10 protein-coding genes are annotated in these 15,786 nt (G+C 71.9%); 7 read left to right on the forward strand and 3 right to left on the reverse strand.

All coding sequences use genetic code 11. The annotated features are described in order from the left end of the window. Positions 1 to 101: 101 nt before the first annotated feature. Positions 102 to 1,034, forward strand: a complete 933-nt coding sequence (locus FNH08_RS24630; protein WP_322725284.1) for a rhomboid family intramembrane serine protease — start codon at positions 102 to 104, stop codon at positions 1,032 to 1,034. Between the two features lie 210 nt (positions 1,035 to 1,244). On the opposite strand, the gene FNH08_RS24635 is transcribed toward FNH08_RS24630, so the two are convergent. The 3 genes from FNH08_RS24635 to FNH08_RS24645 form a co-directional block, all read right to left on the reverse strand. Further along, positions 1,245 to 2,705, reverse strand: coding sequence for a glutamate synthase subunit beta (locus FNH08_RS24635; RefSeq protein ID WP_152773740.1), 1,461 nt, complete (start codon positions 2,703 to 2,705; stop codon positions 1,245 to 1,247). Continuing rightward, on the reverse strand, positions 2,698 to 7,296 hold the full coding sequence (gltB, locus tag FNH08_RS24640; protein WP_152773741.1) for a glutamate synthase large subunit: 4,599 nt from the start codon (positions 7,294 to 7,296) through the stop codon (positions 2,698 to 2,700). Before gltB ends, FNH08_RS24635 begins: the two co-directional genes overlap by 8 nt. A gap of 375 nt (positions 7,297 to 7,671) precedes the next feature. Beyond that, positions 7,672 to 8,400 (reverse strand): VIT1/CCC1 transporter family protein, encoded by a 729-nt coding sequence (locus tag FNH08_RS24645; protein WP_322725286.1) that lies wholly within the window; start codon positions 8,398 to 8,400, stop codon positions 7,672 to 7,674. Between the two features lie 348 nt (positions 8,401 to 8,748). Here FNH08_RS24645 and FNH08_RS24650 point away from each other — a divergent pair, with 348 nt between their 5' ends. Genes FNH08_RS24650 through FNH08_RS24675 form a run of 6 tightly spaced genes read left to right on the forward strand, consistent with a single transcriptional unit; the run spans position 8,749 to position 15,771 of the window. Continuing rightward, positions 8,749 to 9,795, forward strand: coding sequence for an ADP-ribosylglycohydrolase family protein (locus FNH08_RS24650; protein ID WP_152773743.1), 1,047 nt, complete (start codon positions 8,749 to 8,751; stop codon positions 9,793 to 9,795). Further along, positions 9,792 to 11,072: an ADP-ribosylglycohydrolase family protein gene (locus FNH08_RS24655; RefSeq protein ID WP_322725287.1), complete on the forward strand. Its 1,281-nt coding sequence runs from the start codon at positions 9,792 to 9,794 to the stop codon at positions 11,070 to 11,072. Before FNH08_RS24650 ends, FNH08_RS24655 begins: the two co-directional genes overlap by 4 nt. Positions 11,073 to 11,079: 7 nt before the next feature. Then, positions 11,080 to 12,303: an ADP-ribosylglycohydrolase family protein gene (locus tag FNH08_RS24660; RefSeq protein ID WP_152773744.1), complete on the forward strand. Its 1,224-nt coding sequence runs from the start codon at positions 11,080 to 11,082 to the stop codon at positions 12,301 to 12,303. Positions 12,304 to 12,308: 5 nt separating this feature from the next. Next, the gene (locus FNH08_RS24665; RefSeq protein WP_228034315.1) at positions 12,309 to 13,706 is read left to right on the forward strand and encodes an ADP-ribosylglycohydrolase family protein; all 1,398 of its coding nucleotides are present in this window, start codon (positions 12,309 to 12,311) and stop codon (positions 13,704 to 13,706) included. Beyond that, positions 13,682 to 14,899, forward strand: a complete 1,218-nt coding sequence (locus tag FNH08_RS24670) for a CaiB/BaiF CoA transferase family protein (RefSeq protein ID WP_152773746.1) — start codon at positions 13,682 to 13,684, stop codon at positions 14,897 to 14,899. The genes FNH08_RS24665 and FNH08_RS24670 overlap by 25 nt, the downstream gene beginning before the upstream one ends. Next, positions 14,896 to 15,771, forward strand: a complete 876-nt coding sequence (locus FNH08_RS24675) for an HpcH/HpaI aldolase/citrate lyase family protein (protein ID WP_322725289.1) — start codon at positions 14,896 to 14,898, stop codon at positions 15,769 to 15,771. Before FNH08_RS24670 ends, FNH08_RS24675 begins: the two co-directional genes overlap by 4 nt. Positions 15,772 to 15,786 lie beyond the last annotated feature (15 nt).

Consider the following 15,786-nt stretch of genomic DNA (forward strand, 5'->3'; position numbering starts at 1 on the left):
CTTCCCTCCCTCCCGTCGCAGGTGTTCGCTATTTTGTTCGCCGCCGTCCCCACCGGCTCACCGTCAGACCCGCACCCCCGCACCCCCGCAAGGAGCCGGAAGTGGAACCCGAGTCGCCGTCCGAGTCCGCCGTCACCACCTGCTACCGCCATCCCAAGGTGGAGTCCCACGTCCGCTGCACCCGGTGCGACCGGTACATCTGCCCGGACTGCATGCGGGAGGCGGCCGTCGGCCACCAGTGTGTGGAGTGCGTGCGGGAGGGTGCGCGATCGGTCCGGGAGGCGCGCACGGCGTTCGGAGGGCGCATCACGACGGCACCGCTCGTGACGTACACCTTCATCGTCCTGAACGTCCTGGCCTACCTGGCCGAGGTGGTCCGCCCGGAGACCCTGGACCGTTTCTCGATGCTGGGCGCGGGGCTGACGGGTCCGGACGGTGGTCACTACGTCTGGCAGGACACCTACCCCGCCGGATTCGCGGCCGAGGGCGTCGTGAACGGCGAGTGGTACCGCCTGCTCACCGGTGCGTTCCTGCACCTCCCGCCCACGCAGGGGACGTTCGGGATCCTGCACATCGTGATGAACATGGTCACGCTGTGGAACGTCGGCCGGGTGGTGGAGTCGCAGCTCGGCCGCGCCCGCTACCTCGCCCTGTACCTGCTGTCCGCGCTGGGCGGCTCGGTCCTGGTGCTCCTCCTGGCACCAACCACGAGCACGGTGGGGGCCTCGGGGGCGCTCTTCGGTGTGTGCACCGCGTACTACGTCCTGGCCCGCCGCCTCGGCGCCGACACACAGGGCGTCAACCGTTTCATGGCGGGCCTGCTCCTGTGGCTGGTCCTCTCGGCGGCGATCACCTCCTGGCAAGGCCACCTGGGCGGTCTGCTGACGGGCTCGGCGGTGGCCCTGGCCTTCGCGTACGCACCCCGCGGCGGCCGCCGCACGCTGATACAGGCAGGGGCGTGCGTGGCGGTACTGGCGGTGCTGGTGCTTCTGGCGGTGGGGATGACGTCGGCACTGAGGAACGGAGCAGCCTGAGGCACCCGGCACCCGGCAGTCGGCAGCGGGCAGGCCGCCAAGGCGAAAGCGCATGCGACGGCGCCTGCCCAGTCGTCCGGTCGGGGACTGGCGGGCAGGCGCCATCTGGTGTTCCGTACGCCGTTGTACGGGACGCATGTGCGTGACCCTCAGGTCACCGTTCTCGTGCGGACCGTGCGGACCGTGCGGACCGTGCGGACCGTGCGGGCCTCAGGCCATCAGCGCCCGGTCCGTGGGCCGGATCGGCGCCGGCAGGTCGCTCGCGCCCGTGAGGAAGCGGTCCACCCCGCGGGCGGCCGAGCGGCCCTCCGCGATGGCCCAGACGATGAGCGACTGGCCGCGGCCCGCGTCACCCGCCACGAAGACACCCGGGACGTTGGTCTGGTACTCGGCGTCGCGGGCGATGTTGCCGCGCTCGTCGAGGTCCAGGCCGAACTGGTCCACCAGACCGTTCTCGCGGTCCGTGCCCGTGAAGCCCATCGCCAGCGTGACGAGCTGGGCGGGGATCTTGCGCTCCGTACCCGGCTTCTGGGTCAGCTTGCCGTCGATGAACTCGACCTCGATGAGGTGCAGCCACTGGACGTTGCCGTCCTCGTCGCCCTCGAAGTGGGTGGTCGAGACGGAGTAGACGCGCTCGCCACCCTCCTCGTGGGCCGAGGTGACCTTGTAGAGCATGGGGAAGGTCGGCCACGGCTGGTGCGCGGCACGCTCGTCGCCCGGCTTCGGCATGATCTCCAGCTGGGTCACCGAGGCCGCGCCCTGGCGGTGGGCCGTGCCCACGCAGTCCGCGCCCGTGTCACCGCCGCCGATGACCACCACGTGCTTGCCCTCGGCCGAGATCGGCGGGGCCACGAAGTCGCCCTCCTGCACCTTGTTGGCCAGGGGCAGGTACTCCATGGCCTGGTAGACGCCCTTGAGCTCGCGTCCGGGGACCGGGAGGTCACGGGCCATCGTGGCGCCCGCGGCGATCACGACAGCGTCGTACCGCTTGCGCAGGTCCGTCGCCTTGAGGTCCTGGCCGATCTCGATGCCCGTACGGAAGCGGGTGCCCTCCGCGCGCATCTGCTCGATACGGCGGTTGATGTGCCGCTTCTCCATCTTGAACTCGGGGATGCCGTAGCGCAGCAGACCGCCGATGCGGTCCGCGCGCTCGTAGACGGCGACCGTGTGGCCCGCGCGCGTCAGCTGCTGGGCGGCGGCCAGGCCCGCCGGGCCGGACCCGACGACCGCGACCGTCTTGCCGGACAGGCGCTCGGGAGCCTGCGGCTTGACGTCACCGCTGTCCCACGCCTTGTCGATGATGGAGACCTCGACGTTCTTGATGGTGACCGGCGGCTGGTTGATGCCGAGCACGCACGCCGCCTCGCACGGAGCGGGGCACAGACGGCCCGTGAACTCCGGGAAGTTGTTCGTGGCGTGCAGGCGCTCGGACGCCTCGGTCCAGTCCTCGCGGTAGGCGTAGTCGTTCCACTCGGGGATGAGGTTTCCGAGCGGACAGCCGTTGTGGCAGAAGGGAATGCCACAGTCCATGCAGCGCGAGGCCTGCTTGGAGATGATCGGGAGCAGCGAGCCCGGAACGTAGACCTCGTTCCAGTCCTTGACGCGCTCGTCGACCGGGCGGGACGTGGCGACCTCGCGTCCGTGGTTCAGAAAGCCCTTGGGATCAGCCATTGGTCGCCGCCTCCATCATCTTCTCGGTGATCTCGGTCTCGGAGAGACCGGCTCGCTCGGCGGCGTCCTTGGCGGCGAGCACTGCCTTGTAGGTGCTGGGGATGATCTTGCTGAAGCGGTCCACGGCCACGGGCCACTCCGCGAGGAGCTTCTCGGCGACCGTCGAGCCGGTCTCCTCGGCGTGGCGGCGCACCACGTCGTGCAGCCACTGCTTGTCGGTGTCGTCGAGGGCCTCGACGGCGCTGACGTTGCCGACGTTGACGTTGTCGCGGTCGAGGTCGATGACGTACGCGATGCCGCCGGACATGCCGGCCGCGAAGTTGCGGCCCGTCTCGCCCAGGATCACCGCGTGACCACCGGTCATGTACTCGCAGCCGTGGTCGCCGACGCCCTCGGAGACGACCGTCGCGCCGGAGTTGCGGACGCAGAACCGCTCGCCCGTCCGGCCGCGCAGGAACAGTTCGCCGCCGGTCGCGCCGTACGCGATGGTGTTGCCCGCGATCGTCGAGTACTCGGCGAGGTGGTCGGCGCCCCGGTCGGGACGGACGATCACGCGGCCGCCGGAGAGGCCCTTGCCGACGTAGTCGTTGGCGTCGCCCTCCAGGCGCAGCGTCACACCGCGCGGCAGGAACGCGCCGAAGGACTGGCCCGCCGAACCCGTGAAGGTGATGTCGATCGTGTCGTCGGGCAGACCGGCCCCGCCGAATTTCTTCGTCACCTCGTGGCCGAGCATCGTGCCGACCGTGCGGTTGATGTTGCGGACCTTGATCTGGGCGCGCACCGGCTGGGCGTCGGTCGCGTCCGAGGCGGCCAGCGCGTCCGCCGCGAGCTTGATCAGCTCGTTGTCGAGCGCCTTCTCCAGGCCGTGGTCCTGCGGGACGAGCTGGTGGCGCACCGCGCCCTCGGGCAGCTCGGGCACGTGGAACAGCGGCTCCAGGTCCAGGCCCTGCGCCTTCCAGTGGTCGACCGCGCGGGTCACGTCGAGTGCCTCGGCGTGGCCGACGGCCTCCGCGATGGAGCGGAAGCCCAGCTCGGCGAGGATCTCGCGGACCTCCTCGGCGATGTACTGGAAGAAGTTGACGACGTACTCGGCCTTGCCGGTGAACCGGTCCCTGAGGGTCGGGTTCTGGGTGGCGATGCCGACCGGGCAGGTGTCCAGGTGGCAGACGCGCATCATGACGCAGCCGGAGACGACGAGCGGCGCGGTCGCGAAACCGAACTCCTCGGCGCCGAGCAGCGCGGCGATGACGACGTCACGGCCGGTCTTCAGCTGGCCGTCGGTCTGTACGACGATCCGGTCGCGCAGGCCGTTGAGCAGCAGGGTCTGCTGGGTCTCGGCGAGGCCGAGCTCCCAGGGACCACCGGCGTGCTTCAGCGAGGTCAGCGGGGAGGCACCCGTACCGCCGTCGTGGCCGGAGATGAGCACCACGTCCGCGTGCGCCTTGGAGACACCCGCGGCGACCGTGCCGACGCCGACCTCGGAGACCAGCTTCACGTGGATGCGGGCCTGCGGGTTGGCGTTCTTGAGGTCGTGGATCAGCTGGGCCAGGTCCTCGATGGAGTAGATGTCGTGGTGCGGCGGCGGGGAGATCAGCCCCACGCCCGGCGTCGAGTGCCGGGTCTTCGCCACCCACGGGTACACCTTGTGGCCGGGCAGCTGGCCGCCCTCGCCGGGCTTGGCGCCCTGGGCCATCTTGATCTGGATGTCGTCCGCGTTGACCAGGTACTCGGACGTCACGCCGAAGCGGCCGGAGGCGACCTGCTTGATCGACGAACGGCGCGCCGGGTCGTACAGGCGCTCCGGGTCCTCGCCGCCCTCACCGGTGTTGGACTTGCCGCCCAGCTGGTTCATGGCGATGGCGAGCGTCTCGTGCGCCTCGCGCGAGATCGAGCCGTACGACATGGCGCCGGTCGAGAAGCGCTTGACGATCTCGGAGGCCGGCTCGACCTCGTCGATGGAGATGGGCTGACGCTCCCCGGCCTTGAACCCGAACAGGCCGCGCAGCGTCATCAGACGCTCGGACTGCTCGTTCACGCGCTCGGTGTACTTCTTGAAGACGTCGTAGCGGCCGGAGCGCGTGGAGTGCTGGAGGCGGAAGACCGTCTCCGGGTCGAACAGGTGCGGCTCGCCCTCGCGGCGCCACTGGTACTCGCCGCCTATCTCCAGCGCGCGGTGCGCCGGGGCGATGCCGGAGGCCGGGTATGCCTTGGCGTGGCGGGCGGCGACCTCCTTGGCGACCACGTCGATGCCGACGCCGCCGATCTTGGTGGCCGTGCCGTTGAAGTACTTCTCGACGAAGGCGTCGTCGAGTCCGACGGCCTCGAAGACCTGGGCACCGCGGTAGGAGGCCACGGTGGAGATGCCCATCTTGGACATGACCTTCAGGACGCCCTTGCCGAGGGCGTAGATCAGGTTCCGGATGGCCTTCTCGGCCTCGATGTCCGACAGGAACGTTCCGGCGCGGACGAGGTCCTCGACGGACTCCATCGCCAGGTACGGGTTCACGGCCGCCGCGCCGTAGCCGATGAGCAGCGCGACGTGGTGGACCTCGCGGACGTCACCGGCCTCGACCAGGAGGCCCACGTGGGTGCGCTCCTTGGTGCGGATGAGGTGGTGGTGGACGGCCGCGGTGAGCAGCAGCGACGGGATCGGCGCGTGCTCGGCGTCCGAGTGGCGGTCGGAGAGGACGATCAGGCGCGCGCCGTTGTCGATGGCGGCGTCGGCCTCGGCGCAGATCTCCTCGAGGCGCTCGGCGAGGGCGTCACCGCCGCCGGAGACGCGGAACAGGCCCGAGAGGGTCGCGGCCTTCATGCCGGGCATGTCGCCGTCGGCGTTGATGTGGATGAGCTTGGCCAGCTCGTCGTTGTCGATCACCGGGAAGGGCAGGGTGACCGAACGGCAGGACGCGGCCGTGGGCTCCAGCAGGTTGCCCTGCGGGCCCAGCGAGGAGCGCAGCGAGGTGACGAGCTCCTCGCGGATGGCGTCCAGCGGAGGGTTGGTGACCTGCGCGAACAGCTGGGTGAAGTAGTCGAAGAGCAGCCGGGGGCGCTCGGACAGCGCGGCGATCGGCGAGTCCGTGCCCATGGAGCCGATCGGCTCGGCGCCGGCCTTGGCCATCGGCGCGAGGAGGACGCGCAGCTCCTCCTCGGTGTAGCCGAAGGTCTGCTGGCGGCGGGTGACCGAGGCGTGGGTGTGCACGATGTGCTCACGCTCGGGCAGGTCGGAGAGCTCGATCTCGCCGGCCTCCAGCCACTCCGCGTACGGGTTCTCGGCGGCGAGCTGGGCCTTGACCTCGTCGTCCTCGATGATGCGGTGCTCGACGGTGTCGACGAGGAACATACGGCCCGGCTGCAGGCGGCCCTTGCGGACGACCTTGGACGGGTCGATGTCGAGGACGCCGACCTCGGAGCCGAGGACGACGAGGCCGTCGTCGGTGACCCAGTAGCGGCCGGGGCGCAGACCGTTGCGGTCGAGCACGGCGCCGACCTGGGAGCCGTCGGTGAAGGTGACGCAGGCCGGGCCGTCCCAGGGCTCCATCATCGTGGAGTGGTACTGGTAGAAGGCGCGCCGGGCCGGGTCCATCGAGTCGTGGTTCTCCCACGCCTCCGGGATCATCATCAGCACGGAGTGCGGCAGGGAGCGGCCGCCGAGGTGGATGAGCTCCAGGACCTCGTCGAAGGAGGCGGAGTCGGATGCCTCGGGCGTACAGATCGGGAAGATCCGCTCCAGGTTCTCCTGCGAACCGAACAGGTCCGAGGCCAGCTGGGACTCGCGGGCGCGCATCCAGTTGCGGTTGCCCATGACCGTATTGATCTCGCCGTTGTGCGCGACGAAGCGGTACGGGTGGGCGAGCGGCCAGCTCGGGAAGGTGTTCGTGGAGAACCGGGAGTGCACGAGCGCGATCGCGGAGGCGAACCGGCGGTCGGACAGGTCCGGGAAGAAGGGCTCCAGCTGACCGGTGGTGAGCATCCCCTTGTAGACGATGGTCCGCGCGGACAGCGACGGGAAGTAGACGCCGGCCTCGCGCTCGGCGCGCTTGCGCAGCACGAAGGCCTTGCGGTCGAGGTCGATGCCCTTGCTGGCCCCGTCGGTCACGAAGACCTGGCGGAAGGCGGGCATCGTCGAGCGGGCGGTGGCGCCCAGGAGCTCGGGGGCGACCGGCACCTCGCGCCAGCCGAGGACGGTCAGGCCCTCGTCGGCGGCGATCGTCTCGATCGTCGAGACGGCGTCGTCGGTGCCGTCCTCCGGGAGGAACGCGATACCGACCGCGTACGCGCCGGCCTCGGGCAGCTCGAATCCGGCCACCTCGCGGAAGAAGGCGTCGGGGACCTGGGAGAGGATGCCGGCGCCGTCGCCGGAGTCGGGCTCGGAGCCGGTGGCACCGCGGTGCTCCAGGTTGCGCAGGACCGTGAGGGCCTGTTCGACCAGGGTGTGGGACGCCTCGCCGGTGAGGGTCGCGACGAAGCCGACGCCGCACGCGTCGTGCTCGTTGCGGGGGTCGTACATACCCTGCGCAGCAGGGCGAGCATCCATGAACGACCAGTTCTGGCCATTCGTGGAGTGCTGGGACGGCTGGCGCGGCGTACGCATCGGCTCTCCCGTCGTCGTCAGTGGCATTAGCAGTTGCCGAGGGACGACGCTGGCCCTCTGCGCAAAATTTCGTGCAGGTTACATGATGGAGCGCTTCTCGGGAACCGAGATACTTCGTTCCAACATGCGGACGCCGCTGGCACGCGGCGCGGGTACCACGCGCGGCGGCGAAATCAAGGGGAGCCGAACGGACAGATCAATGTCCGACGACCCGGGATGCGCAGGGGGCCAGGTCGCCCACCACGGATGCGGAGCGAGCGTCATTGCCCGCGGCGCTTACGGCTCATGCCCAGCGGTTAAGCATTCGAAACCGCGTAGTAACGATTACTTATGCGGTCCCTCGCATAGGTAGTTCGCATACGGGCAGCCGATGCATCATAGGGCCGCACCGAACAAACTGCCCAGGGCGTACGTCACACCCGCCGCGGCGCCCCCGAGCGCGAGCTGCCGCAGCCCACTGAACCACCAGGTCCGCGCCGTCACCCTGGCCACGACGGCACCACACCCGAAGAGCCCGGCGAGCGCCAGCAGTACGGCGGGCCACAGGACCGTCGCACCGAGCAGGTACGGCAGGACGGGGAGCAGCGCGCCCAGGGCGAAGGAGCCGAAGGACGAGACGGCGGCGACGGTCGGCGAGGGCAGGTCGCCGGGGTCGATGCCCAGTTCCTCCCGGGCGTGGATCTCCAGGGCCTGCTCGGGATCGCTCGACAACTGTACGGCGACCTGCCGGGCGAGGTCGGGCTCGACGCCGCGGCTGACGTAGAGCGCGGCGAGCTCCTGCTCCTCGTCCTGCGGGTGCTTTCTCAACTCCCGCCGCTCGACGTCGAGTTCGGCCTCGACGAGTTCACGCTGCGAGGCGACGGAGGTGTACTCGCCGGCGGCCATGGAAAAGGCCCCCGCCGCGAGTCCGGCGAGCCCGGTGAGGACGATCGCCTGCTGACCGACGGAGCCGCCCGCGACACCGGTCATGAGGGCCAGGTTGGACACGAGCCCGTCCATCGCCCCGAAGACGGCGGGACGCAGCCAGCCACCGTTCACGTCCCGGTGCGTGTGATTGTCCCGGTGCGCCTCGTGCAGCGTCGCCTCGGTCTCGATGATGGCCACGGTTCGGGTCCCCCTCGGGTGGTGCCGATTCTCCTCAATGACTCTGCTCAACACCCTCGAACGTACGCGCGGAAAATCACTCCTGCCAGCAAGGAAGGCCGTACTTACCTGCGCCATCCCAGCATGCGGCCCGGTGATTTCGGGGCGTCGCACGCATCCATCCGCTCATTCGTACAGGGTTCCGCACAGATGTCGACCGGGTGATTGGCGGGGATTCCGGAAGCCGGTGGGACGCGCGGTGTCAAAAGATCCGAAGAGCAGATCAACTACTCGCAGCTAAGCGGCGCCGGGGACGGGTGCGTTCCTGACGCGTCCCCGGGGTCGCTCAGTCCCTCAGAGAGGCATCGTATGGCTGCCACCGCCTGCATTCCCTCGATCCCGGCGCCCGGGGACGCCGCCGGCCTGCGCGAGCGGGCGCGCGGCGCGCTGCTCGGGCTCGCCGTCGGGGACGCGCTGGGCGCGCCCGCCGAGAACATGAAGCCGTCGGAGATCCGCGCGCGCTGGGGCCGGATCACGGGGTACGTGACCGAGCGCCCCTGCGGCACGGACGACACCGAGTACGCGATCTTCTCCGGGCTGCTGCTGGCCCGGCACGGGTCGGCGCTCACGGTCGGGCATGTGGAGTCGGCCTGGCACCAGTGGATCGCGGACCGTGACGAGGGTCCGTTCCGGGGCGCGGGCTTCAGCGAGCGCGGCACACTGGAGAACCTGCGCCGGGGCCTCGCGGCACCGATCTCGGCCCAGCACCGGCACGCGTGGAGCGACGGACTGGCCATGAGGGCCGCGCCCTTCGGCGTCTTCGCGGCGGGCCGACCGGCGGAGGCGGCCCGGCTGGTCGCCATCGACGGTTCGGTGAGTCACGAGGGCGAGGGCATCTACGGCGGGCAGGCGGTCGCTGCGGGCGTGGCGGCCGCGATGGGAGGCGCCCCGACGATCGCCGTGGTCGCCTCGGCCCTGGCGGTCGTCCCGGACGACTCCTGGACCGCCCGCTCCCTGCGCCGGGCGGTGGCGGCCGCCCACCTCGGCGAACGCGCGGTCCGCTCCGCCGTGGTGATCGGCGGTTACCCCTGGACCGACCTCGCGCCGGAGGCCGTCGCCCTGGCCTTCGGCGCGTACGCGGCAGCCGACGGCGACTTCACAAGTGCGGTGCTCACAGCCGTCAACATGGGCCGCGACGCCGACACCACGGCGGCCGTCGCGGGCGCGCTGGCCGGCGCCACCCGGGGCGCCTCGGCGATCCCACCGGCCTGGGCGGCTGCCATCGGCCCGGCCCGGGGCAGCTGCCTGCCCTCGATGGAGGGCCACCACGTCCTGGACATCGCGGAGTTGCTGACCGCGGACGAGTCCCCCAAGTGGACACCCGGACGGCGCCCGGCCCAGGAGGCACGCCAGTGAGCCCCCGAACTCTCCCCGGCCCGGCAGCCGCCAACGGCGAGCACCCCCCACAGGGGCCACCCGCACCCGACAACGAAACCCGCACGGGCGGTGCGGGTGGGAAATCAAACCCGGCCGAAGGCGAAGCCGAGGCGGCCAAGCCCCCGCACCCCCCGGAGGGCACCCGCATCGAGGGCCTCCTCCTGGGCCTGGCCGCAGGCGACGCCGCCGGCTGGCCGGCAGCAAGGCACCGAGCCGCCCGGATGCCGGAGTGGACCCGCCGCCTCACCCGCGAACTGGACACCTTCGCCGAGCACAACGCGACGACCACACTCCCCGTACCCATCGCCCTCAACCAGCCGCCGGAGCCACTCAGACTCGGCCCCTCCGACGACGCGGAGTGGGCGGTCTTCGCGGCGGAAGCCGTACTGCGGGCCGGGGACTGCGGCGCGCTCGGCGACCTCAGCCGGGCCCGGCGGATGCGCGCGTCGATCGACCTGTCCTGGAACGCCGTCGCCAGCGAGGTCGCGGCCGCCGCCGAGCGGGCACCCGAGGTCGAGTCGGCCGTCCTGCCGCTGCGCGCCCGCATCTCCGTACGCGCCGGCCTCGGCAACCTCGCCACCGGACTGCGCCCGCCCGCCACGGGCCACGACAACCCGCACTACTTCGACGACGCCGCCTGCGTACGGGCCTGTGTGCTCGCCATCGCCCACACCGGAGACCCCCAACTCGCCGCCGAGTTGGCCGAGTTCGACGCGCGCTACACACAGGACGGCGACGGCGTGCACGGCGCCCGCGCCATGGGTGCCGCACTGGCACTCGCGCTCGACGGCGCTGACGTGGACGCCTGTGTGGCGGCGGCGCTCGCCGAGCTCCCCCAGGAGACGGAGATCGGCCGCAACGCCCGGCACGCGCTACGCCTCGCCCGGGACCACGGGAGCGAGGGAACATTCGCTCTCGTACCCCTGCTGGAGCATCAGATCGTCGACCATGTCTACAGCTACGGCATCGCGGCCGCCGAGACCGTCCCCGTCGCCCTCGCGCTCGTCACCGCCGCCCGCGGCCGGATCGCCGAGGCCGTGCCCGCCGCCGCCTGTCTGTCCCGGGTCGCCGACTCCGCCCCCGCCCTCGTCGGCGCGCTGTCCGGTGCGCTCGGCGGCGGCGCCGCCATCCCGGCCACGTGGCGGGACGCCTGCCGCACCCTCTCCGGCTGCGCGCTACCCCGCCTCACCGGTACGGATCTCGTACACCTCGCCGAACTTCTCGCAGCCACGGAACTGGCCACCCCAGGTGAATGATTCGGGCATGAAGAGTACTTCGGGCACAGCGCCCACTCAGGGCACCCCGGACGAACCGAAAGAGCCCCCCACCGTGGACGAACGGCACGAGCACCCTGCCTTGGACGAACGCATCACCGGCTCCCTGGTCGGCGCAGCCGTGGGCGACGCCCTCGGAGGCCCCGTCGAGGGCTACTCCCCCGAGCAGATCACCGAACGCCACGGCGGCCGCGTACACGGCGTCGTCGGGCCCTGGAACGGCGACGAGTGGCGCACCGCCCGGCCCATCGCCCCGTACCACAAGGGCGACGGACACATCACTGACGACACCCTCATGACACACGCGCTGGTCCGCGTGTACGCCACGGTCCGCGACCACCTCGACGCGTACACCGTGGCCGACCACCTGGTCCCGGACCTGATGACGACCCCGCGCTGGATCCCGGAACTGGAGACGGAGGCCCTCCCGCTCCAGCGGATCTTCCTCGCGGAGAAGTGGCTGGTGGCCCGCCTCCACTACGGCCATGTGGACCCGCGCGAGGCCGGCGTCGGCAACATCGTCAACTGCGGTGCCGCGATGTACATGGCCCCGGTCGGCCTGGTCAACGCGGCCGATCCGCGGGGCGCGTACGCCGAGGCGCTCGACGTGGCGGGCGCCCACCAGTCGTCGTACGGCCGGGAGGCGGCCGGGGTGTTCGCGGCGGCCGTCGCGGCGGCGTGCGCGCCGGGCGCGACCGCCGACTCGGTGGTCGCCGCCTGCCTGTCCCTGGCCAAGGACGGCACCCGCGCCGCGATCGAGACGGTCTGCGACGTGGCGTCCCGCTACACGGACTTCGAGTCGGCACTGAGGCCCCTGCGCGAGGCGGTGGCGCCGTACGACACCGTCGGCCCCGACTACCGCTCCCCCTCGCTGGGTGCCCGCCGCCCCTCCCGGGTGCACGCCATCGAGGAACTCCCGGTCGCGCTGGGCATGCTGGTGGTGGCGCGCGGCGACTACCGGCACGCCGTGCTCGGCTCGGTGAACTACGGCCGCGACTGCGACTCCATCGCCACGATGTCCGGCGCCCTCGCGGGCGCGCTCGGCTCGGAGGTCCCCTCCGACTGGGCGAAGCAGGTCGCCGAGGCCAGCCGCCTCGACCTGCACGCCCCGGCGGAGGTCCTCGCGGAGGTGGCGCGCGAGGTCTTCGCACGGGACGTATGCCGCCGGAGGGCGCACGAGGAGGTCTTCACGACCCTGGCGGCCGGCCGGTGACCCCCATGACCGTGACCGCGCTGCGCCTGACCTGGGTGCAGCCGGAGGACCTCCTCGGTCACGAACTGCGGCAGGCCGCCCAGGACGGCCGCGAGCCGTCGGCGATCGCGGCGCGCTGGATCGCGGCGGGCGGCCCGGCGGCCCCGCACCGCGCCGGAGCGTCACCGGAGCCCGTGTCCGCGTACCTGCGGCTGCTGGCCGAGGATCTGCTGGACGAACTGGCCGACCTGCCCAGCGGGTTGCGGGACGCGGAGCCGACGGATCTCGTCGCGATCCGCGCCCTGTGCCCCGAGTGGCCGGCCAGAGGGCCCCACCGCGTCCCGGCCGGCCACCTGGCCCGCCTGGAAGCCGCCTGGCTCGGCAGGGCCGCGGGCTGTCTCCTCGGCAAACCCGTGGAGAAGCTCCCCCTGCACGCCATCCGCGAGCTCGCCCGGTGCACCGGCAACTGGCCCCTGAGCACCTGGTTCACCGCGCGCGGCCTGCCCGCCGACCTCGCGGCCGCCCACCCCTTCAACCGCCGCTCGGCCGCCACCTCCCTCGCCGAGAACATCGACGGCATGCCGGAGGACGACGACCTCAACTACCCGCTGCTCAACCTGTTGTTGCTCGGGCGCCACGGCCCCGGTTTCACCACGGCCGACGTGGCCCGCCTCTGGCTCGACGAACTCCCCGCCGGCCGTACCTTCACGGCCGAACGCGTCGCCTACCGCAACCTCCTCACCGGCATCGAGCCACCGCGCACGGCCCGCCACCGCAACCCGTTCCGCGAGTGGATCGGCGCCCTCATCCGCGCGGACGTCCACGGCTGGACCAACCCCGGCGACCCCGCGACCGCGGCCGAACAGACCCACCGGGACGCGGTCCTGACCCACACCGCGAACGGCGTGTACGCGGCCATGTTCGCCGCCGCCACCATCGCCGAGGCCGCCACCGGCACCCACGACGTCCACCACTGCCTGAGCACCGGACTGCGCGTCGTCCCACCCGGCTCGCGCCTCGCCCTGGCGGTCCGTCACGCGATCCAACTGGCCCAGGAGCACAAGGACTTCGACACGGTCGTGGACGCACTCCACACCGCCCACGCCGACTACCACTGGGTCCACGCCGTCCCCAACACCGCGCTGCTCGCCGCCGCCCTCACCCACGCCGACGGTGACTTCACCGGCTCCATCTGCCGTGCGGTGTCGGGCGGCCTGGACACGGACTCGAACGGCGCGACGGCGGGCAGCATCGCGGGCCTCCTGGCCGGCCGAGCCACCGCCCTGCCCGAACGCTGGACCCTGCCCCTCAAGAACCGGCTCGCCACCTCCGTGGCCGACTTCAACGGCATCGGCTTCGACGCCCTCGCCCAGCTGACCCTCCGGGAGACGACACCCCGATGCACGACTCGACGCTCGACCTGAACGCGACGCCCGCGCCGCTGTCCGGCCTGCGCGTCCTCGATCTCGCGACCCTCTTCGCGGGGCCCCTCGCCGCCACGATGCTCGGCGACTTCGGCGCGGAGGTCATCAAGGTCGAGCACCCGCGCAAACCGGACCCGTCCCGGGGCCACGGCCCGTCGAAGGACGGTGTGGGCCTGTGGTGGAAGCTCCTCGGCCGCAACAAGCGCACGATGGCCCTGGACCTGTCCAGGCCGGGCGGCCGGACGACCCTGCTCCGGCTCGCCGCGACCGCCGACGTGATCATCGAGAACTTCCGCCCGGGAACCCTGGAGAAGTGGGGCCTCGGCTGGTCCGACCTCTCCGCCACGAACCCCCGTCTGGTCCTCGCCCGGGTCACCGGCTTCGGCCAGTACGGTCCGTACGCGCGCCGCCCGGGCTTCGGCACCCTCGCGGAGGCGATGAGCGGCTTCGCCGCGATCACCGGCGAACCGGACTCCCCGCCGACGCTTCCGCCGTTCGGCCTGGCGGACTCCATCGCGGGCCTGACGACGGCGTACGCGGTGATGACGGCCCTCATGGCCCGCGAGCGCACGGGCGAAGGGCAGGTCGTCGACATGGCGATCATCGAGCCGATCCTGACCGTGCTCGGCCCGCAACCCCTCTGGTACGACCAGCTGGGCCACGTCCAGCCCCGCACGGGCAACCGCACCCAGAACAACGCGCCCCGCAACACCTACCGCACGGCGGACGGGCGTTGGGTCGCGGTCTCGACCTCGGCCCAGTCGGTGGCGGAGCGGGTGATGCGGCTGGTGGGCCGCCCCGAACTGACCACCGAACCGTGGTTCACGACGGGTGCCGGCCGGGCCCGCCACGCGGACGTCCTGGACTCCGCCGTGCAGGCATGGGTCTCCCGCCACACCCGGGAGGAGGTCATCGCGGCCTTCGAGAAGGCGGAGGCGGCGGTGGCCCCCGTCCATGACGTACGGGACGTGATGCGGGACCCCCAGTACGAGGCGCTCGGCACCCTCACGACCGTCGACGACCCCGAACTGGGCCCGCTCCGCATGCAGAACGTCCTCTTCCGCCTGTCCTCCACCCCCGGCGCGATCCGCTGGGCGGGCCGGCCGCACGGCGCGGACACGGAGTCCGTCCTGACCGAACTCGGTCTGACGGACAGGGACCTGGCCGCCCTGCGCGCGGAAGGCGCCCTGTGACTCCCACGACTCCCCTGACTCCCGCAACACCTCTCTCGACCGAGCCCCTCCCCCTGACCTGGCTGTACGTCCCCGGCGACCGCCCGGAGGTGGTGACCAAGGCGCTCGCCTCCGGCGCGGACGTGGTCCTCGTCGACCTGGAGGACGCGGTGGCCCCGGACCGCAAGGAGTACGCGCGCGCGGCCACCGCCGACCTGCTCTCCGAGTCTCCGCCGGTCCCGGTCCACGTCCGCGTGAACGCCCTGAACACCCCGCTCGCGGCCGCGGACCTCACCGCCCTCTCCCCGCTCCCCGGCCTCTCGGGCCTGCGCCTGCCCAAGGTGACGTCTCCCGCGGAGGTCGTCCGCGTGGCGGAGTCGTGCGCCCCGGCCGGGGGTGGAGCGATCCCCCTGTACGCCCTCCTCGAAACCGCCCTGGGCGTGGAACATGCCTACGCCGTCGCGACCTCGCACCCGGCACTCAAGGGCATCGCCCTGGGCGAGGCGGACCTCCGGGCCGACCTCGGCGTACGGTCCGACGCGGCCCTGGACTGGCCCCGCTCCCGGGTCGTCCTGGCCGCGCGGGCCGCGTCCCTCCCGCCTCCCGCCCAGTCGATCCACCCGGACACCAGGGACCTCGACGGCCTGGCCCGTTCCTGCGCCCACGGTCGCGCCCTCGGGTTCTTCGGGCGCGCCGCCATCCACCCGCGCCAGCTTCCGGTCATCGAACGGGCGTACCTGCCGACGCGGGAGGAGGTCGAGTCGGCGGAGGAGATCCTCCGCGCCACCGCCAGGACCGCCGGCGCCCAGGCCCTCCCCAACGGTTGCTTCATCGACCCGGCGATCGTGGCCACCGCCCGCCGCACGTTGTCCCTGGCCCACAGGTCCCCCTAGCGGCAGGGATTTTCC

The organism is Streptomyces spongiae (assembly GCF_009377185.1).
In the GTDB taxonomy this organism is placed as follows: Bacteria; Actinomycetota; Actinomycetes; order Streptomycetales; family Streptomycetaceae; genus Streptomyces; species Streptomyces spongiae.